Source organism: Nocardiopsis sp. NPDC055824, assembly GCF_053616335.1.
The window spans coordinates 1,012-20,150 of sequence record NZ_JBSHDN010000116.1; the positions used below are offsets into that span (position 1 = coordinate 1,012).

Consider the following 19,139-nt stretch of genomic DNA (forward strand, 5'->3'; position numbering starts at 1 on the left):
CCCGCCCCGGTCCGCACCGCCGCCCGGCCCGCCCCCCCCCCCCCCCCCGGAGACGAGCATGCCCCACACCGCAGAGGACTGGCCGATCGGCGCCGCGCTCCTCCAGTTCCCCGGCTCCTCCCCCGAGGGCGGATCCGTCCAGGACGCCCCGGCCTCGACCTGGGCCGCCGTGCTCGGCGAGGTCGCCGCCGAGGGGTTCGACCACGTGGACCTCACCGACAGCTGGCTGCGCCCCGGAGACCTCTCCGCCTCCCGGCGGGAGGAGCTGGCGCACACCCTCAAGAGCCTCGAACTCGGCATCTCGGCGGTCTCGGTGACCAGGCGCAGCGTGATCGACCCCGATCCGGCCGTCGCCGAGGACAACCTCGCCTACCTGCTCCGCACCGTCGACGCCGCGGCCGACCTGGGCGCCACCGTCGTCTGCGCGGGACTGCACCGGCCGCTGACCCCGGCCCAGCGCGACGCCCTGTGGTTCTGGCACGAACCCGGAGCCGCCGACCCGGAGGGCGACGAGCGCACCTGGGCCCTGGCCGTCGAACGCCTGCGCGCCGTGGGCGAGCGCGCGGCGCACCACGGGCTGCGCCTGTCCCTGGAGATGTACGAGGACACCTACCTCGGCACCCCCGAGAGCGCGGTGCGCCTGGTCCGCGACATCGGGCTGCCCGACGTCGGGCTCAACCCCGACCTCGGCAACCTGGTCCGTCTGCACCGGCCGGTCCGGCCCTGGGAGGAGCTGCTGCGCCCGGTGCTCCCGTACGTCGACTACTGGCACGTCAAGAACTACCACCGCGACTTCGACCCGGCCACCGGCGCCTACTTCACGGTGCCCGCCCCCCTGGAGGGCGGGGTCATCGACTACAGGCGCGCGGTCGAACTGGTGCTGCGGGCGGGGTTCGAGGGCCCGATCTGCACCGAGCACTACGGCGGTGACGGACTCGGCGTGTCCGCGCGCAACAGGGACTACCTGCGGCGGCTCCTGGCCGCCAAGCTCCCCCCGGCCGACGCCTCCCGCGGGGAGGGACGGCCGTGACCCTCCTCGTCAACGACCCCGCCGACTTCGCCGACGAGTCCCTCGCGGGGTTCGCCGCGGCCCACCCGGACGAGGTCCGGGCCGTGCACGGGGGCGTCGTGCGCGCGTCCGCGACCCCCGAGGGCCAGGTCGCCACCGTCCTCGGGGGCGGCACCGGACACTACCCCGCGTTCGCGGGATGGGTCGGGCCGGGCTTCGCCCACGGCGCCGCGTGCGGCAACGTCTTCTCCTCGCCCTCGGCCTCCCAGATCTGCTCGGTGGCGCGCGCGGCGCACAACGGCGGCGGCGTGGTCCTCGGCTTCGGGAACTACGCGGGCGACGTGCTCCACTTCGGCCAGGCCGCCGAGCAGCTGCGCGCCGAGGGCGTGGACGTCCGGGTGCTCGCCGTCACGGACGACGTGGCGTCGGGGCCCGCGCACGACACCGCGCGGCGGCGGGGCGTGGCCGGCGACCTGCCGGTCCTGAAGGTCCTGGGCGCGGCGGCCGAGGCGGGACACACCCTGGACGAGGTGCACCGGCTGGGGCTGAGGGCCAACGCCGCCACCCGGTCCCTGGGCGTGGCCTTCGGCGGCTGCACCCTCCCGGGGGCGGAGCGCCCCCTGTTCACCGTCGACGGCGGCCGGATGGGCGTGGGACTCGGCATCCACGGCGAACCCGGCATCGAGCAGCGCCCCCTGCCGACCGCCGACGAGGTCGCCGACCTCCTGGTGGACGGAATCCTGGCCGAGCGCGGCGCCGCCGCCGGAGCCGTCGACGGGTCCGACCGGGTGGCGCTGGTGCTCAACGGGCTCGGCGCCACCAAGTACGAGGAGCTGTACGTCGTCCACCGCCGGGTGGCCGACCGCCTCTCCTCCGAGGGCCTCTCCGTCATCGCCCCGGTGGTGGACGAGCAGGTCACCAGCCTGGGCATGGCGGGGCTGTCCCTCACCCTCATGTTCCTCGACCCCGAGCTGGAGCGGCTGTGGGCGGCTCCGGCCGTGACCCCGGCCTTCCGCCGCGGCCACCTGCCGCCGCGCCCGCCCCGGACCGACGACCCGACCGAGTCCCGCAGCACTCCCCCGGTGGTCCCGGGCGACGGGCCCTCGCGGGAACTCGGGGCGCGGATCGCCTCGGCACTGGGGACCGTGCGCGACACCGTCGCCGCCCACGAGCGCAGGCTCGGCGAGCTGGACGCCGTGGCCGGCGACGGCGACCACGGGATCGGCATGCGGCGCGGCTCCGAGGCGGCCCTGTCCGCGGCGGAGCACGCCGTCGGACTCGGCGCGGGCGCCCGCACGGTCCTGGCCCGGGCCGGGGCGGCCTGGTCGGAGCGGGCGGGCGGCACGTCCGGAGCGCTCTGGGGGGCGGCGCTGACCGCGTTCGGCTCGGCGCTGGGCGACAGCGGCGGGGCCGACCGGGCACGGGTCGCGGCGGGCGCGCGGGCCGCGGTCGACTCCGTGGTGCGGCTCGGCGGGGCCCGGCCCGGCGACAAGACGCTCGTCGACGCGGCCGTCCCCTTCGCGGACCGGCTGGAGTCGGAGGCCGGCGGCCCCGGCCTGGCCCGGGCGTGGGCCGCGGCGGCCGAGGCGGCGCGGCTGGCGGCGGAGGCGACCGCCTCGATCCCCGCCCGCCTGGGCCGGGCGCGCGCCCACGGCGACAACAGCCTCGGCACCCCGGACCCGGGCGCGGTCTCCCTCGCACTCGTCCTCACCGCACTCACACCCCACCTCGGACAGGAGAACCACTGATGCGCGTCGCCGTCGGTTCCGACATCGCCGGTTTCGACTACAAGGAGGCCTTCAGGAACGACCTCGCCGCCACCGCGGCGGTCACGGAGGTGATCGACGTCGGGGTGGGCCCCGGCCAGGACACCGACTACCCGCACGTGGCGGTCGAGGCGGCCCGGCTCGTCGCCGACGGCCGGGTCGACCGCGCCGTCCTGGTGTGCGGGACCGGCCTCGGCGTGGCCATCGCCGCCAACAAGGTGCCGGGGGTGCGGGCCGTGACCGCCCACGACTCGTTCTCCGTGGAGCGGTCCGTGCTCTCCAACGACGCCCAGGTGCTCTGCCTGGGGCAGAGGGTCGTGGGCCGGGAGCTCGCCCGCAGGCTGGTGCGCGAGTGGCTGACCTACACCTTCGACGCGTCCTCCCCCTCCGCGGAGAAGGTGCGCGCCCTGTGCTCCTACGAGCCCGGGGCGGAGGGCCCGTGACGCACCCCCTCTGGATCGGCACCAGCTTCAAGATGAACAAGACGCGGGCCGAGTCGGTCGCCTACGCGACGCGCCTGCGCTCGGCACTCGGCGACGGCGTGCCCGGGGTGCGGGCGTTCGTCATCCCCCCGGCGACCGCCCTGGCCGAGGTGTCGGCGGTCCTCGACGGGTCCCCCGTCCGCACGGGCGTCCAGAACGCCCACTGGGCGGACGGGGGCGCCTGGACGGGCGAGCTCTCCGTCCCCCAGGCGGCCGACGCGGGCGCGCGGATCGTCGAGATCGGCCACTCCGAGAGGCGGGCGCACTTCGCCGAGACGGACGGGACGGTACGCCTCAAGGTCGGTGCGGTCCTGCGCCACGGACTGACACCGCTGGTGTGCTGCGGGGAGAGCGCGGAGGTGTTCGAGCGCGGAGGATCGGTCGGGCACGTGCTCCGCCAGGCGGAGGCGGCCTTCGCCGACCTGGCCGACGGCCTGGAGCGGGCCCTGATCGCCTACGAACCGGTGTGGGCCATCGGGGAGCACGGCCGTGAGCCGCGCCCGGAGGAGGTGGCCCCGGTGCACGAGGCGCTGGCCGCCGAGTGGGACGGCCGGGTGGGCGGGATCCTGTACGGCGGCTCCGTCTCCCCGGACAACGCCGCCGGCCTGCTCGGCGTGCCCGGGGTGGGAGGCCTCTTCGTGGGCCGGGCCGCCTGGGAGGTCGAGGGGTACCTGCGGATCCTGGAGGCCGGGCGGCGGCACGCGGGCGCGAGGGCGTGACGGCCGCCGGCGGGCCCGGGACCCGCGCCAGGAGACCGGCGTGGGCCCCGGGCTCTTCCCGGATCCCGGTCAGCCCTGCAGCTTGCGCCGTTCCCAGCGGTTGGGGTGGCGGATGACCACCCCCGCCATGCCGCCGGAACCGGTGAGGCGGATCAAGGGGGTTCCCGGAAGCCGGTCGGGGGTGGTCTTGTCCTTCAGGCCGCCGAGCCCGGGGTTCATCCCGCCGGTCTCCGCGGCCCAGCCGTCGGGGACGACGATCGTGACACCGGCCGCCTCACCGTACGCCTCCACCACGACCTCCGGGAGGCGGCACTCGGCCCGGGAGAAGTCGATCTTCACGCCGCCCATGCCTCCGTGGGCGATCACGTGCCCGGGGACCTCCCAGCGTCCCGGGCCCCGGGACGCGCCGTGCATGCCGCCGTTGAGCTCCAGCGGCGGCAGGTCCACGGCGGACTCCGGCCTCGGCAGGTCGGCGGTCAGGACAGCCAGCTCCGCGTGGGTCTTGGAGCTCAGCGCCTGCTCCAGGCGCGAGTCCAGCTCGTCGAGGTCGATGCGGCCCTCGGCCGCCGCGTCGCGCAGCTGCTCCACCACCGCTTCCCGGTCGTCGTGGGAGGCGCGGAGCCCTCCTGTGGGGGCGGGGCGCGGAGAGGGTTCCGAAGGCTGGGAGGTCATGGCCACAAGGATAGACAGGCGGCGGACCGGGACGACACATGCCGACCGCTGTCCGGACCGCCGGGAGTGCCCGCGGGTGCGCGAGGGCGCCCTCGCGCACACGGGCGGAGGCGGCCCGCACGTGCGGCGGCACTCCGTCCGCCGCCCGCTCGTCGTCCCCGGCAGGCGTGGGGGCGGTGCCGCGCGGGGCGACCCGGTCGGGGACGCGCTTTCCGCCGCGGGCCCCGCTCAGGCGGCCGTGACCGCCGCCGCCAACAGGACCGCGGCCGAGAACAGCAGCGCCCCGGGCGCTCCGGCGGTCCCCGCCATCGCCGCGGCGGCGGCGGGGATGGCCACCTGGCCGAGCCGGTTCCCCCAGATGCGCAGGGCCAGGGCCGCGCCCTTCGCCTGCTTCGGCGCCGCGGTGGCGACCTCCGCCATGGTCAGGGGCTGCCCCAGTCCCAGCAGGAACCCGCCCGCGACGAGCACGGCCCCCAGGGCGACCGGCCCGCCGTTCGGCACCGCGACCAGCGCCAGGGCGAGCGCCGCCACGGCGGTGCTCGCCACGATCAGCTGCTTGCGCGACCAGCGCGTGAGCAGCCGGGAGAGCATCAGCCGCGAGAGCAGGGAGCTTCCCGCCCGCAGGCTCAGCAGAACCCCCACGAGCACGGGCGGGATGCCCCGGCTCTCGGCGATCAGCGGGAGGTACGCGGTGAGGATGTCCACCGCCGAGAGCAGGGCCAGGCTGGCCAGGAGCGCGGACGGCATACCGGGCCTGCGCAGGAGGGACAGGGTCGGGACGGGCCCGGGGGCGACGCCCCCGGAGGGGGCCGGGGAGCGCAGGCGCAGCAGGAAGAGGATCGGCAGGAAGCCCAGGACGGCGGTGGCGCAGGCGATCACGAGCGCCGTCGACGTGGCGGAGAGCAGGGCCGGACCGGAGGCGTCGGCGAGGACCGCGCCGGAGATCAGCGGGCCGACGAGCTGGCCCAGCGACGCGGCGGCCGTGAACCAGCCGAAGTCGCGGTCCAGGTTCTCCGGCGGGGAGAACCGCGCGATGAGCCCCTGGCCCGCGACCATGCACAGCAGGTGGCCCACGCCGACCACCGTGCTGGCGACCGCGAGGGAGACCAGGCCCGTCGTGACCGCCAGGAACACGCAGCCGACGGCCAGGATGAGCGCCCCCAGCCCGACGATCCAGGCGGTGCGCCGGGAGCGGTCCGTGGCCCGGCCCAGGGGGACCGCGATGAGCAGGGGGAGCAGGGCGTACGCGGCCGTGACCAGGCCGACCGCCACCGCGTCCCCGCCGATGGCGATGGTCCGGTAGGAGATGAGCGGCCGGGCGAGGTTGAGGGCGGTGTGGGTCAGCACCACGCTTGCCAGGAGCGGCCACAGCCATGCCTGTCCCGGTGACCGCCCGACCCCCATGAAGCCCCCTTCAGACAACCGCTTTCATTCCATGCACACCAAGAGTCCCAATAATCCCAAGAGACACAGAAATCCCAGGTGTGAGCGGATCATCCCATGACACCCCTCGCGTACCGGCGGGCGGCCCCGGGCCCGGGCCGCTCCACCCGCGCCCGCGGGGCTCCGGCGGGCCCGGGGTCGCCCTTGATCTCAACCAAGGTCGAGGTTCTAGCATCTCCCGGGACACCCCGGCGGAAGAGAAGAGCGCACACATGATCCTCGTGACCGGAGCCACCGGGAACATCGGACGGGTCCTCCTGAGGGAGCTGGCCGAACGCGGCGCGGGCCGGCTGCGCGGCCTCACACGTGACGCCGCGAACGCGGGCCTCCCCGGGGGCGTGGAGGCGGTCGAGGGGGACCTCGCCGACGCGGACTCCCTCGGGCCGGTCCTGGAGGGCGTGCGGTCCCTGTTCCTCCCGGCCGGGCTGGGGGACGACGCCGAGGTCGTCGGGGCCGCCCGCCGGGCAGGCGTGGAGCACGTGGTCCTCGTGTCCTCCATCACCGTCCGGACCCATCCGCACCTGCCCGCCGCGGGCCGGAACCTCGCAGCGGAGGAGTCCCTGCGGGCGTCGGGGATGGACTGGACGATCCTGCGGCCGACGCAGTTCGCGTCCAACGCCCTCTGGTGGGCGGAGGCGATCCGCGAACACGGGGAGGTCCGCGTCCCGTACGCGGACACGGGGCTGCCCGCCGTCCACCCCGGGGACATCGCGGCGGTCGCCCTCCATGCGCTCACCGGGCCGGAACACCGGGGCAGGACGTACCCGCTGACCGGCCCCGCGCGCGTCACGGCCCGGCAGCAGCTGGCGGCCGTCGCCGCCGCCCTGGGCCGGGAGCTGGCCCTCGTCGAGACCGGTCGCGAGGAGGCCCACCGCGCGATGGCCCCGTCCATGGGGGACGAGACCGCGTCCGCGGTGCTCGACCTGATGGGGGGCGACACCAACGACGAGCTGCTCAGGATCCACGACACGGTGGAGCTGGTCACCGGCTCCCCGGCGGCCCCGTTCGAGCGGTGGGCCTCGGAGAACGCCGCCGCCTTCCGCTGAGCGGTCCGCGGCGCGGCGCCGCCAGCCGCGGCCCTACCGGGACCGCGGCGGCACCGGACCGGTGGACTCGCGCCAGACGATCCTGTTGAGCGGCCCGTCCGACAGCGCGGGCTCGGCCCCCCGGACCGAGGCGACCAGGCGCTCCATGGCGTCGCGGCCCAGCCGCTCCCGGTCGACGTCGACCGTCGTGAGCGCCGGGGAGAGGTAGGCGCCCACCGGGTTGTTGTCCCACCCCGTCACGCTGAGGTCGTCCGGCACGCCCCAGCCGCGTTCGAGGGCTCCGCGGACCACCCCCGCGGCGACCACGTCGTTGGCCGCGATCACCGCGGTGACCCCGCTGTCCTCGGCGAGGGAGCGCACGGCGTCGCGGCCGGATTCGGCCGACCAGTCGCCGTCGACCACGCCGTGGGACTCCAGGCCGAGGCGCTCGACCGTCCGGAGGAAGGTCTCCTTGCGCCCCCGGGCCGAGGCGAACCGCAACGAGCCCGACACGTGCAGGAACCGCCGGTGCCCCACCGCGGCCAGGCCCGCGACGAGGTCGGCGACGACCGACCCGTCCGCGAGTTCGCCGATACCGCGCATCTGGTCGTCGTACCCGGCGCAGACGACCACGGGGACTTCCCCGGCCGGCATCCGGTCGCCCTCGTGGACGACCGGGGCCAGGGACAGGATGCCCTCCACCTGCCCGGAGTCGGCGAGTTCGAGCACCCGTTCGGCGCGCGCGCCGGAACCGCCGTCCACGCTCTGCACCTCGACGGCGAACCCCGCCGCGCGTGCGGCGGCGATGGCCCCGACGAGCATGCGGTCGGGGCTGAAGGAGCCCAGGCCGGGCAGCAGGACCGCGAGGCGCCCGGTCCGCCGGGTGCGCATCGACCGCGCGATGAGGTTGGGCCGGTAGCCGAGCTCCCTGACCGCGGCGCCCACGCGCTCCCGCGTCGACTCCTTGAGCCCGCCCTCGGAGCGCAGGTACCGGGAGACGGTCTGGTGGGAGACCCCCGCAAGGCGGGCGACCTCCATGATGGTGGGCCGACGCGGCGTCCCGGACGTGGACATCTGGCCTTCTTTCGCGGGCGGAGAGGGTCTTGACGCGCGGCGCCAACGCTCATACCTTAGGCCGGGCCACAAAAAGTGAACGTTCACTATTTCTCCGACCCCCCAGGAGCACCCGTGACCGGTTCCAGACCCCCGATCCGCGTGGCCGTCGTCGGCAGCGGCGCGATAGCCACCGGCAGGCACCTCCCCGCCCTCGCCGCCATGGGCGACCGGGTGGACGTGACCGCCCTGGCCGACCTCGACGGAGCACGCGTGGAGGCGGCGGCGGACGAGCACGGCGTCCCCGGCAGGTACACGGACGTCGACGCCATGCTCGCGGCGGAGTCCCCCGACCTCGTGATCGTCTGCACACCGCCCTCCGCGCACAAGGGCGCGGCCGTCGCCGCCCTGGACGCCGGGGCCTGGGTGTGGTGCGAGAAGCCGCCCGCCCTCTCCCTCGCGGAGTACGACGAGGTCGTCGCCCACGAGGGGGGCGGGACCGGCCCCTTCGCCAGCTACGTGTTCCAGCACCGCTTCGGATCCGGCGCCGAGCGCCTGCGCCGCCACATCGCCGAGGGCACCCTCGGCCGCCCCCTCGTCGGGGTGTGCCACACACTCTGGTACCGGGACCCGGCCTACTTCGAGGTCCCCTGGCGCGGCCGGTGGGAGACCGAGGGCGGGGGCCCGAGCATGGGCCACGGCATCCACCAGATGGACCTCGCGCTCTCGCTGCTCGGCGACTGGTCCGAGGTGACGGCCTCGATGTCCACCCTCGCGCGGTCCACCCGGACGGAGGACGTGTCGTCGGCGATCGTGCGGCTGGAGTCCGGCGCCACGCTCTCCGTGGTCAACAGCCTGCTCTCGCCTCGGGAGACCAGCTACCTGCGCTTCGACTTCGAGGACGCCACGGTCGAGCTGGAACACCTCTACGGCTACGACAACACCCACTGGCGCTGGACCCCCGCGCCGCACGCCGCGCGGGCCGGGTCGGGCGCGTCCTGGCAGCCGCAGGAGGACGTGCCGAGTTCCCACCGGATCCAGCTCGCGGCGCTCCTCGACGCGATGGAGCGCGGCGAACGGCCCCGCGCCGGCGGCCACGACGGGCGCCGGGCCCTCGAACTCGTCGCGGGCATGTACCGGTCGGCCTTCCTCGGCGGGACGGTGCGGCGCCAGGACCTGACCCCGGACGACAGCTTCTACCACTCCATGCACGGGGGCGACGCGGCCAGGGCCGCGGCAGCCCTCACCTGACCCGAGGCGAGGACCAGTGCCCGACACGATCACCCTGTCCAGAGACCCCGACGCGCTCACCGTCACGGCGGCGGGAACCGAGATCGCCCGCTACGTCCTGCGGCCCGACGCCCCGGCGGTCGAGGCCCCCAAACCCTTCCTCCACCCGCTCCGCACCCTCGGCGGCGCCCCCCTGACGGCCGTGCGGCCGTGGGACCACCGCTGGCACAAGGGCCTGCAGATGACCTGGTCCCACGTCTCCGGGCAGAACTTCTGGGGCGGGCCGACCTTCGTGCGCGGCAGCGGCTACCAGCGGCTCGACAACGTCGGGACGATCCGCCACGAGCGCTTCGAGGCCGTGGTCGAGGGCGACGGCGAGGCCGCGTTCACCGAGAGCCTCGCCTGGACGACCTCGACCGGAGAGCGGTGGATCGGGGAGAGGCGCACGCACCGCTTCCACGCCGCGGACCCCGCCCGGGGGATCTGGGCCCTGGACTTCGCGACCTCGCTGACCAACGTGCGCGGCAGCGCCCTCGAACTGGGCAGCCCCACCACGCACGGCCGCGACGCCGCAGGCTACACCGGGCTGTTCTGGCGCGGTCCCCGGTCGTGGACGGGGTGCGACGTGGTGAGCGCGACGGGGATCACCGGGGGCGACGTCATGGGCACCCGGTCCGACTGGATCGCCCTGACCGGACAGCACGACGAGATCGACGGCGGGGCTACCGTCCTCTGCTTCGCGGGGACGTCGAGCGGCGCGGCGCCCATCCGGTGGTTCGTGCGCTCCGAGCCGTTCCCCGTGTTCAGCCCCTCGCCGTCCTTCGACGAGACGGTCGTCCTCGAACCGGGCCGCGTCCTGGACCTGCGCCACCGGCTGGTGTTCGTCGACCGGATGTGCGCCTCCGACGAGGTCGGGGCCCTCGCGGCGGAGTTCGCGCCGTGAGCGCCGTCCCGGGGTTCCCCGGAGGGGCGGCCGTCAGCAACCTCCGGGTCTACGACTGGGAGGCCGCGGACGGGCTCCACGGCGGCACGCCCCACGTGCACACCGCCTCGTCCGAGGCGTACGTCGTGGTCGCCGGCCGCGGGGAGGTCCACACCGTCACCCCGGAGGGGAGCGCCGCCGACGCCCTGGCCCCCGGGACGGTCCTGTGGTTCGGTCCGGGCACGGTGCACCGCCTGGTCAACCACGGCGGACTGGAGATCACCACGGTCATGCAGAACGCGGGCCTCCCGGAGGCGGGTGACGCCGTCTTCACCTTCCCGCGCGCGGTGCTGGCCGACCGCGCGGCCTACGAGGCCGCCGCCCGCCTCTCCCAGGACGCCCCGGAGGAGGAGCGGGCGGCGCTGGCCCGGGCCCGGCGCGACCTCGCCGTGGAGGGGTACCTGGAACTCGTCGCCGCGCCCGGGGAGGACGGTGGGGAGGCCCTCCGGGAGTTCCACCGGCTCGCGGCGGAGATCGTCCGCCCCCGGGTGGAGGCGTGGCGGGAGATCTGGCGCGAGGGGGTGGAGCGTGAGGCGGAGCTGACCCGGCGGCAGCTGGCCTCGCTGGAGCGGGGCGACCCCGGTGCCATGGCGGAGGCGGCCGTGGTGCGCACCGAACCGCTTCCCGGGCCGCGGCACTTCGGCATGTGCGGCCGGCTCCGCAAGCGGCGGCCGAGACCCTCCGGCGGTGCGGACGGCCCGGCGCGCTGACCAGGCGCGCCGCCGGTGCGGCGGGGCCGCCGCTCCCCCGCCCCGGGGCCGGGCGGGCGCCGCGGGTTACGCGCCCGGCCCTCCGGGTTCCGCGAGCCGGGACGGCGGCCCCGGCGGGGCGCGGGCCCCGGCCCGGATGGACGTACGGGCGGAGGCCGTGGGGTCCGGTCGACCGCCCGGCCCGGGCCCCTCCGGGACGGCACGGGCCGGAACGACACGGTGGAACACGGGATCATTTTCCTTGTCACATACCCCCTAGGGGTATACCGTGGGCGCCATGGACGAGACACCGCGAGAACACGACCCGCACCACGACCGCACAGGCCCCTCGGAACACCCGGGGCACGCCGCCCCCGACGACCGCACACCCCGCACGGACCACTCCGACCACCCGGCCGACGCCGCCCCCGCGGGGCACGGACAGGGCGGGCACCCCGGGTCCGACCACTCCGACCACAGTGGACACGCAGGACCCTCAGACCACTCGGAACACGGAGGGCACTCCGGGCACGCGGGCCACGGCGACCACGTGGGCCAGTTCCGGCGGCTGTTCTGGATCATGCTGGTCCTGGCCGTTCCCACGGTCGGCCTGAGCACGATGTTCGCCTCCATCGCGGGCTACCCGGTTCCGGAGTTCCCCGGCGCCGGATGGGTCTCACCCGTGCTCGGCACCGTCATGTACCTCTGGGGCGGCCGCCCCTTCCTGACGGGCGCGGTCGACGAGATCAGGGCTCTCCGGCCGGGCATGATGCTGCTGATCGCCCTGGCCATCACCGTGGCCTTCTTCTCCTCCTGGGGGGCGAGCCTGGGCGTCCTCTCCCACGAGCTGGACTTCTGGTGGGAGCTGGCCCTGCTCGTCGTGATCATGCTCCTCGGCCACTGGATCGAGATGCGCTCGCTGGCGCAGACCTCGTCCGCGCTGGAGTCCCTGGCCGCGCTGCTGCCCGACGAGGCGGAGAAGGTCGTCGGCGACGAGGTGGTCACCGTCGCCCCCGCCGACCTGGTCCTCGGTGACACGGTCGTCGTCCGCCCCGGCGGACGGGTCCCCGCGGACGGCCTGGTCACGGAGGGCACCGCGGACGTCGACGAGTCGATGATCACCGGCGAGTCCCGCCCCGTGAGCCGGGGACCCGGGGACCACGTCGTCGCCGGAACCGTCGCCACGGACACGGCGCTGCGGGTGCGGGTCACCGCCGTGGGCGAGGACACCGCGCTCGCCGGCATCCAGCGCCTGGTATCCGACGCCCAGAGCTCCTCGTCGCGCGCGCAGCGCCTCGCGGACAGAGCCGCGGCCTGGCTGTTCTGGTTCGCGCTGGGAGCGGCGGTCCTCACCCTCATCGCCTGGTCGGTCCTGGGGTCGCCCGACGACGCCCTGGTCCGCACCATCACCGTGCTGGTCATCGCCTGCCCCCACGCCCTCGGCCTGGCCATCCCGCTGGTGGTCTCCATCGCCACGGAGCGGGCCGCCAGGGGCGGCGTCCTGGTCAAGGACCGCATGGCGCTGGAGAGCATGCGCACCGCCGACACCGTCCTCTTCGACAAGACCGGCACCCTGACCAAGGGCGAGCCCACCGTCACCGACATCGCCCCCGGCGCCGGGCTCGGCGAGGACGAGCTCCTGGCCCTGGCCGCCGCCGTGGAGGCCGACAGCGAACACCCCCTCGCCAGGGCCGTCGTGGCCGCCGCGCGCCGCAGGGGCGTCGACGTGCCCCGGGCCACCGACTTCCGCGCCTCCACCGCCGTGGGCGTCTCCGGCACCGTCCGGGGCCGAAGGGTCGACGTGGGCGGTCCCGGCATGCTGGAGGCGCACGGCGCCGAGGAGATGGCGGTCGCGCACACCTGGAAGGACCGGGGCGCGATCATCCTGCACGTGCTGTCCGACGGGGAGGTCGTCGGCGCGCTCGCCCTGGCCGACGAGGTCCGGGAGGAGTCCCGGCAGGCGGTGCAGGCCCTGCACTCGCTCGGCGTCAGGGTCGTCATGATCACCGGGGACGCCGAGGCGGTCGCGAACTCCGTCGCCGCCGAACTGGGCATCGACCAGGTCTTCGCCGGTGTCAGGCCCGAGGACAAGGGGGCCAAGGTCGCCGAGCTCCAGCACGAGGGGCGCAAGGTCGTCATGGTCGGGGACGGCGTCAACGACGCCCCGGCGCTCGCCCGGGCCGACGTCGGGCTGGCGATCGGCGCGGGGACCGACGTCGCGATCGCCTCGGCCGGGGTGATCCTGGCCAGTGACGACCCGCGTTCGGTCCTGTCGGTGATCGAGCTGTCGCGGGCGGGGTACCGGAAGATGCGGCAGAACCTGTGGTGGGCCGCCGGGTACAACCTGGTGTCGGTGCCGCTGGCCGCGGGTGTGCTCGCCCCCGTCGGATTCGTGCTGCCGATGGCCGTGGGCGCCGTGCTGATGTCGCTGTCGACGGTCGTGGTCGCCCTGAACGCGCAGCTGCTGCGCCGGCTCGACCTCCGTCCGGAGGCGAGCACGGAGGCCCTGCTCCGGTCGGCCGGCGCGCGTGAGCGGATCGGGGCGTAGGCGTCGGCCCGGCACGCCCGGCCGGCGGCCGACCGCTCCGGCGGGATCAGGTCCGCGCCCGGAACCCCCGGGGCCGCGGGGGCGCGTCCGCCCTCCTGCCGGCACGGCCGTCCGGGAGGGCTCCGGGCGCCGCGGTTTCCGGTCCGGCTCCTCCACCGTCTTCCCACCGCACGGGAACGGGGTGGCGCCCAGGTCGCGCGTGGTCCGCGCGCCCCGGCCGCCGCCCCGTTCCCATTTGGGACGTCCCCGAAGCGGCGGTCCCCGGAAGCGCCGCTCCCCCGGCGGAACCGGGCCGGGAGGCCCCGCGTTCGCAGGACGTGACGAGCCGTTCGGCGCCCGCGCCCGCGGGCGATCCCACGCACGCGGCCCTCCCGGAAGGAAATCCATGGTCTTCAAACGTCTGCTCGCGGCCTTCGGCATCGGCGGGCTCAGCATCGACACCGTCGTCGAGAACCCCCACACCCGTCCCGGCTCCGCCCTGGAGGGGCGCGTCGAGCTGAGCGGCGGGGACGGGGACGCCGAGATCGCGGAGATCGTCCTGGCCCTGGTCGTCAGCGCCCAGGACGGCGACGAGCACGAGGGCGTGGAGTTCGCCCGGGTCCCGGTGGCCTCGGGGGTCCGGTTGGCCGCCGGGGAGACCCTGTCCGTCCCCTTCGCCTTCGGCATCCCGTGGCAGACACCGCTCACCGAGGCCGGGGGCGGGCCCCTGCCGGGCGTCCTGGTGGGCCTGCGCACCGAGGTCGTGGTCGACGGCGCCTCCGACAAGGGCGACCTGGACCGGCTGCACGTCCATCCGCTGCCCGTACAGGAGCGCGTGCTGGAGGGTCTGGCCCAGCTGGGGTTCGGGCTCGGGTCCACCGGTGTGGAGGGCGGCTACCTGGCGGGGACGGCGCAGGAGTACCCGTTCTTCCAGGAGTTCGAGTTCCACCCCTCCGAGCGGTACGCCCACGAGATCGGCGAGGTCGAGATCGCGCTCGTCCCCGACCCGGAGGGCGTGTCGGCGGTGGTGGAGTTCGACCGCCGCGGCGGGATGTTCTCCGAGGGCGGGGAGGTGCACAGCGGGTTCCGTGTCGGGCACGACGACGCCGACCGCCTGGACTGGGCGGGGACGCTGGATTCCTGGATCGAGGAGTCGCTCGGGCGCCACCGCGAGCTGTTCGGCGGACAGCACCACGGCTACGGGGAGCGGTACCACGAGGAGGAGGAGCGCGGCGGCGGCATGCTCGGCGTCGTCGGCGGGGCCGCCGCGGGTGTCGTGGGCGGCCTGGCCGCGGGTTACGTGGTGTCCGAGGTCGTGGACGGGATCGGCGAGGACTCCGACGGGGAGGAGCAGGCCGAGGAGGAGGAAGAGGAGTCCGACGAGGAGTGACCCGGCCCCGGTGAGCACGCGCGGGCGGGGGTCCCTCCCCCGCCCGCGCGGGACCGCGGAGGGCCGGACCGTGCCCTCGGGGGGTACAGCCGCAGCGGGCCGCGGGCGGGGTCGCCGCCCCGGCACAGGCGGAAAATGTCTGTCGTCCCCGGTAACCAGGACCGTATCCTCACACGGCGTCAACGCCTGTCCCGCCCCCGCCCCCTCCCCCGAAGGAGTCCGTGTGTCGGCGATCCGTCTGCCCGAGCACCTGGAACTGCTGCTCACCGACGAACCCGTCCTCGACATCTACGAGTACGGGCCGTGGCGGGTGCCGAACCGGCTCGTCGACGAACTCGTGGAGCTGTTCGACCTGGTCATCGAGGACCCGCGCGGCCGGGAGTTCCCGCCCGGGCAGCCCTCCGGGACGGAGCAGCAGCGGCACAAGCGCCTCCGGGGCGACGTCGTCGACCACCTGGTCACCCTCCAGGGACCGCTGCGGGTCGTCGGCGGCAGCAGCTCGCGCATGCCCTCCATCCTCATCGGCCGCCACTCCACCGCGGACAACCTGACGTCGCAGTCCCACCAGTGGCTCCTGGACACCCTGACCATGCCGCCGTGCTACGGCCTGATCGAGGTGGCCAAGGAGCGGGAGCACCGCCGCACCGCCTTCGCCCTCATCGGCGACGTCCTGGACGCGGCCGAGGGCGTCGAGCCCTGGGAGGAGCGCCGCCGGGCCTGGCGGGACCTGCTCGACCGGCGTGCCGCGCACCCCGCCGACCTGGAGTTCGACATGTCGGCGAGCCCCCGCGACCTGCGGACCACCTGGGCGGCGGCGATCGACGCCGAGCACTTCCAGCGCATCCCCGAGTTCGCGCCGCCCGCGCGGTTCCTGGCCTGGGCCCACGAGAGGTTCGCCCCCGCGCACGCGCGGCTGGCCGCGGTCGCACACGACGTCCCGTCGCTGTCCGACACCCTGGTGGACCTGTGCCTGGGCCTGCGCCTGTACGGCCTGCCGCCGATGACCAGCTCCCTCCTCGACCCCGGCGAGTACCGGGAGCTGTCGGCGGACTTCGCCGGACGCAGGAAGGCGTTCGACCTGTCCGCGTGGCAGGACCGGGTGCGCACCTGGCTGTGGCAGGGCGTCGTGGCCGGGGAGGCCGACACCTGCCGGACCTGGCTGGACATGGGCACGCGCTGCGCGCTGGCCCTGAGCTCCAGCGGCAACGAGGTGCGCAAGTCCAACCGGTTCAGCAGCCCCCTTCCGGTCAGCGGGTTCCAGACCGACCTGCGCCGCTACTGCCGGCCGCCGAGCACGCCCGTGACCGTTCCGGGGCTGCCCGGCCCGGACGGGCCGGAGCAGGCCGCGCGGCCGCGCACCGCGGACCCGGCCCTCGGCCCCACCCCGCTGGAGCGGTTGGACGCGCTGGTCGGCCTGGAGGAGGTCAAGCGGGAGGTCCGGGCCGTGGCCGCCGAGGCCGAGACCGCGCGCCGCCGGGCACACGCCGGGCTGTCGGTCGCCGCCCCCGGCAGGCACATGGTGTTCGCCGGGTCCCCCGGCACGGGCAGGTCCACGGTGGCCGGGATCATCGGGTCGCTTTACGCGGACGCGGGACTGCTGCGCACGGGCCGGGTGACCGAGGTGGGACGGGCCGACCTGGTGGCCGACCACTCCGGCGGCGTGGCCGAGCGGGTCGCACAGGTGGTGCGCGGCGCCCTGGGCGGCGTGCTGCTCGTGGACGAGGCGGCGGCGCTGGCCGGGTCCGAGAGCGGGCGCAACCCGGGTGCCGAAGCGCTGGCGGCGCTGGCGCGCAAGATGGACGAGCACGCCGACGAACTGGTGGTGGTGTTCGCCGACACCGAGCAGTCCCTCGGCCGCCTGCTGTCGGCCCACCCGCGGCTGGCCGCCCGGATCGGCCGACGGCTGTCGTTCGGCGATCCGACCGGCGGGGAGCTCACCGCGATCTTCGCCGCCATGGTGGAGGACGGGGGCCTGGAGGCCGACCCGGAAACCGTGGCCGGGGCCGGGAGGCTGCTGGAACGCCTCGCGCGCGGCCGCGGTTCCACCGGCGCCCGCACGGCCCGGATGCTGCTGGACCGCGCCCTGTCGCGGCAGGCGGTCCGGGTGGCGGCCTCGCCCGCCGGTTCTCCGGCGGGTCTGGGGGCGGGCTCCGACGCCTCGGACGGCGAGACCGACCGGCTGCGCCGCCTACTGGCCGAGGACCTGCCCGAGACCCCGGAGTCGGTCGCCGCGGTCCCCGTCGGACGGGGGACGTCGAGGGTTCCGGAGGACCCGCTGGCCGAGCTGGACGCGCTCGTCGGCCTGGAGACGGTCAAGCGGGAGGTGCGGCTGTACGCGGCCGAGGCCGAGGCCGACCGGCTGCGCGCCGCCTCCGGGGTCCCGGTGTCCGCGCCGGCCCGGCACATGGTGTTCACCGGCAGCCCGGGCACGGCCAAGACGATGGTCGCCCGGATGCTCGGCGCGGTCTACGCGAAACTGGGCCTGCTGTCGTCCGGGCACCTGGTGGACGTCTCACGCGGCGACCTGGTGGGCGAGTACATCGGGCAGACGGCGCCGAAGGTGGAGCGTGTGGTGCGCGGCGCGCTGGGCGGGGTGCTGTTCGTCGACGAGGCGTACGCGCTCACCTCCTCGACCTCGACCAACGACTACGGGGCCGAGGCGGTCGCGACGCTGCTGCGCCTGGTGGAGGACCACCGCGACGACCTCGTCGTGGTGGTGGCCGGGTACCCGGAGGAGATGGCGCGGTTCCTCTCCTCCAACCCCGGCCTGGCGTCGCGGTTCCCGCGTCACCTCTCCTTCCCCGACTACACCGACGACGAGCTCGCGGAGATCTTCGGGGTCATGGCGCGCGAGGCCGGGTTCGCGCTCGGCTCGGGCACGGCCGACCGGGTGCGCCGCCTGCTGCGGGCCACGGGGCGCGACCACGCGTTCGGCAACGCGCGGCTGGTGCGCAACCTCCTGGAGCGTGCGACGGCCCTGCAGGCCGAGCGCATCACCGACGGCCGGAAGCGGTCGGCCGACGAGTTGCGCGAGCTGCTGCCCTGCGACCTCCCCCTGAGCGCGGGCACCCGGGTCGGCGCCCCCGCGCAGGAGGACCCCCTGGCCTCCGCCGAGCGGCTCGTGGGCCAGGAGGCGGCCCGGCGGGAGCTGCGCGCGCTGGACGCGCGGGCCGGGGTGGAGGAGGCCCGCCGCTCCGCGGGGATCACCGTGTCGGGCGCGATCGACCACATGGCGCTGCTCGGCCCCGCGGGTACCGGGCGGGCGACGTTCGCCGAGCTCGCCGGAGCGGTGTGCGGCCGCCGCGGGCTGCTGTCGTCGGGACATGTGGTGCGGGTTGGACGGGAGGAACTGCTGGGGGCGATGCCCGGGCAGAGCGCACAGCTGACCGCGTCGGCGGTGCGGTCGGCGCTGGGCGGGGTGCTGTTCCTGGCGGAGGCGCACACGGTGCTGGCCCGACCCGGCGCCGACGCGTCGGTGGACGAGGCGGTGCGGGAACTCGTGCACCTGACGGGTGTGCACCGGCACGACCTGATGGTGGTCGTGTCCGGCTCCGCGGAGGGGCTGCCGGGCCTGCTGGAAGCGCGTCCGGAGCTCGACGCGCTGTTCACACGGAGGCTGCGCTTCGCCGACCTGTCCGGGGAGGACCTGGCGGAGGTGTTCTCCGGGCTCGCCCGGGAGGCGGGGTTCCGCCTGGCCCCGGGTACCGCCGGAGCCGTGCGCGGACTGCTGCTGCGGGGGCGGCCGGAGTCCCCGTCCAACGCCCGCATGGCGGAGGACCTCTTCGAGCGGACGGCTCGCGCCCAGGCGGAGCGGGTGGCGGGGCTGGACCTGGGCGACGGGGACGTGTTGCGCACGCTCGCCCCGGAGGACGTGCCCGCCGTCCTGCCCGGGCACGGGACCGCGTGGACGGGCGCGGGCCTGTACCTGTAGGGCGCGGGTCGGGGCCCCGGCCCGCGGCGGTTCCTCCCGTCCGGAGCCCGGGCCTGCCGGGGCCGGGCTGACCCGGAGGGCCCCCACCGGCCCCGGGCGGCGGTCCCGGCCGTCCCGGAGGGCGGACCCCGGTCGCGGGGGTCGGACCCCGGTCGCGGGGGGACAGGGTCGCGGGGCAGGGGGCTCGGAGAGGCGAGGGCCGCGGTCGCCGCGCGTGCGAC

The 19,139-nt window shown here is 75.7% G+C and carries 14 protein-coding genes; 11 read left to right on the forward strand and 3 right to left on the reverse strand.

Annotated features, from left to right (window positions below; translation table 11 throughout):
• Positions 1 to 58 precede the first annotated feature (58 nt).
• Genes ACWGL3_RS21140 through ACWGL3_RS21155 form a run of 4 tightly spaced genes read left to right on the forward strand, consistent with a single transcriptional unit; the run spans position 59 to position 3,976 of the window.
• Positions 59 to 1,030, forward strand: a complete 972-nt coding sequence (locus ACWGL3_RS21140; RefSeq protein WP_267945623.1) for a sugar phosphate isomerase/epimerase family protein — start codon at positions 59 to 61, stop codon at positions 1,028 to 1,030.
• Positions 1,027 to 2,757 (forward strand): dihydroxyacetone kinase family protein, encoded by a 1,731-nt coding sequence (locus ACWGL3_RS21145; RefSeq protein ID WP_267945624.1) that lies wholly within the window; start codon positions 1,027 to 1,029, stop codon positions 2,755 to 2,757. Before ACWGL3_RS21140 ends, ACWGL3_RS21145 begins: the two co-directional genes overlap by 4 nt.
• The gene (locus ACWGL3_RS21150; protein WP_267945625.1) at positions 2,757 to 3,218 is read left to right on the forward strand and encodes a ribose-5-phosphate isomerase; all 462 of its coding nucleotides are present in this window, start codon (positions 2,757 to 2,759) and stop codon (positions 3,216 to 3,218) included. The genes ACWGL3_RS21145 and ACWGL3_RS21150 overlap by 1 nt, the downstream gene beginning before the upstream one ends.
• Entirely contained in the window at positions 3,215 to 3,976 is a 762-nt protein-coding gene (locus tag ACWGL3_RS21155) for a triose-phosphate isomerase (RefSeq protein ID WP_452461709.1), read from the forward strand. Before ACWGL3_RS21150 ends, ACWGL3_RS21155 begins: the two co-directional genes overlap by 4 nt.
• A gap of 69 nt (positions 3,977 to 4,045) precedes the next feature.
• On the opposite strand, the gene ACWGL3_RS21160 is transcribed toward ACWGL3_RS21155, so the two are convergent.
• Positions 4,046 to 4,648 (reverse strand): DUF1707 SHOCT-like domain-containing protein, encoded by a 603-nt coding sequence (locus tag ACWGL3_RS21160; RefSeq protein ID WP_267945627.1) that lies wholly within the window; start codon positions 4,646 to 4,648, stop codon positions 4,046 to 4,048.
• Between the two features lie 228 nt (positions 4,649 to 4,876).
• Positions 4,877 to 6,052 carry an MFS transporter gene (locus tag ACWGL3_RS21165; protein ID WP_267945628.1) on the reverse strand — a complete coding sequence of 392 codons (1,176 nt, stop codon included), beginning with the start codon at positions 6,050 to 6,052 and terminating at the stop codon, positions 4,877 to 4,879.
• 251 nt (positions 6,053 to 6,303) lie between these two features.
• Here ACWGL3_RS21165 and ACWGL3_RS21170 point away from each other — a divergent pair, with 251 nt between their 5' ends.
• Positions 6,304 to 7,137 (forward strand): SDR family oxidoreductase, encoded by an 834-nt coding sequence (locus ACWGL3_RS21170; protein WP_267945629.1) that lies wholly within the window; start codon positions 6,304 to 6,306, stop codon positions 7,135 to 7,137.
• Positions 7,138 to 7,170: 33 nt separating this feature from the next.
• Here the strand turns inward: ACWGL3_RS21170 and ACWGL3_RS21175 are convergent, their stop codons facing one another.
• Positions 7,171 to 8,190: a LacI family DNA-binding transcriptional regulator gene (locus tag ACWGL3_RS21175; RefSeq protein WP_267945630.1), complete on the reverse strand. Its 1,020-nt coding sequence runs from the start codon at positions 8,188 to 8,190 to the stop codon at positions 7,171 to 7,173.
• A gap of 114 nt (positions 8,191 to 8,304) precedes the next feature.
• Here ACWGL3_RS21175 and ACWGL3_RS21180 point away from each other — a divergent pair, with 114 nt between their 5' ends.
• The 6 genes from ACWGL3_RS21180 (at position 8,305) to ACWGL3_RS21205 (ending at position 18,918) form a co-directional block, all read left to right on the forward strand.
• Positions 8,305 to 9,420 (forward strand): Gfo/Idh/MocA family protein, encoded by a 1,116-nt coding sequence (locus ACWGL3_RS21180; protein WP_267945631.1) that lies wholly within the window; start codon positions 8,305 to 8,307, stop codon positions 9,418 to 9,420.
• Between the two features lie 16 nt (positions 9,421 to 9,436).
• The gene (locus tag ACWGL3_RS21185) at positions 9,437 to 10,342 is read left to right on the forward strand and encodes a DUF6807 domain-containing protein (protein ID WP_267945632.1); all 906 of its coding nucleotides are present in this window, start codon (positions 9,437 to 9,439) and stop codon (positions 10,340 to 10,342) included.
• Positions 10,339 to 11,091: a cupin domain-containing protein gene (locus ACWGL3_RS21190; protein ID WP_267945633.1), complete on the forward strand. Its 753-nt coding sequence runs from the start codon at positions 10,339 to 10,341 to the stop codon at positions 11,089 to 11,091. The genes ACWGL3_RS21185 and ACWGL3_RS21190 overlap by 4 nt, the downstream gene beginning before the upstream one ends.
• A 277-nt stretch (positions 11,092 to 11,368) precedes the next feature.
• Positions 11,369 to 13,618, forward strand: a complete 2,250-nt coding sequence (locus ACWGL3_RS21195; RefSeq protein WP_267945634.1) for a heavy metal translocating P-type ATPase — start codon at positions 11,369 to 11,371, stop codon at positions 13,616 to 13,618.
• A gap of 385 nt (positions 13,619 to 14,003) precedes the next feature.
• Positions 14,004 to 14,987, forward strand: coding sequence for a sporulation protein (locus ACWGL3_RS21200; RefSeq protein WP_267945635.1), 984 nt, complete (start codon positions 14,004 to 14,006; stop codon positions 14,985 to 14,987).
• A 223-nt stretch (positions 14,988 to 15,210) separates the two neighbouring features.
• Positions 15,211 to 18,918 (forward strand): AAA family ATPase, encoded by a 3,708-nt coding sequence (locus ACWGL3_RS21205; protein WP_452461710.1) that lies wholly within the window; start codon positions 15,211 to 15,213, stop codon positions 18,916 to 18,918.
• The last annotated feature ends 221 nt before the right edge of the window (positions 18,919 to 19,139 follow it).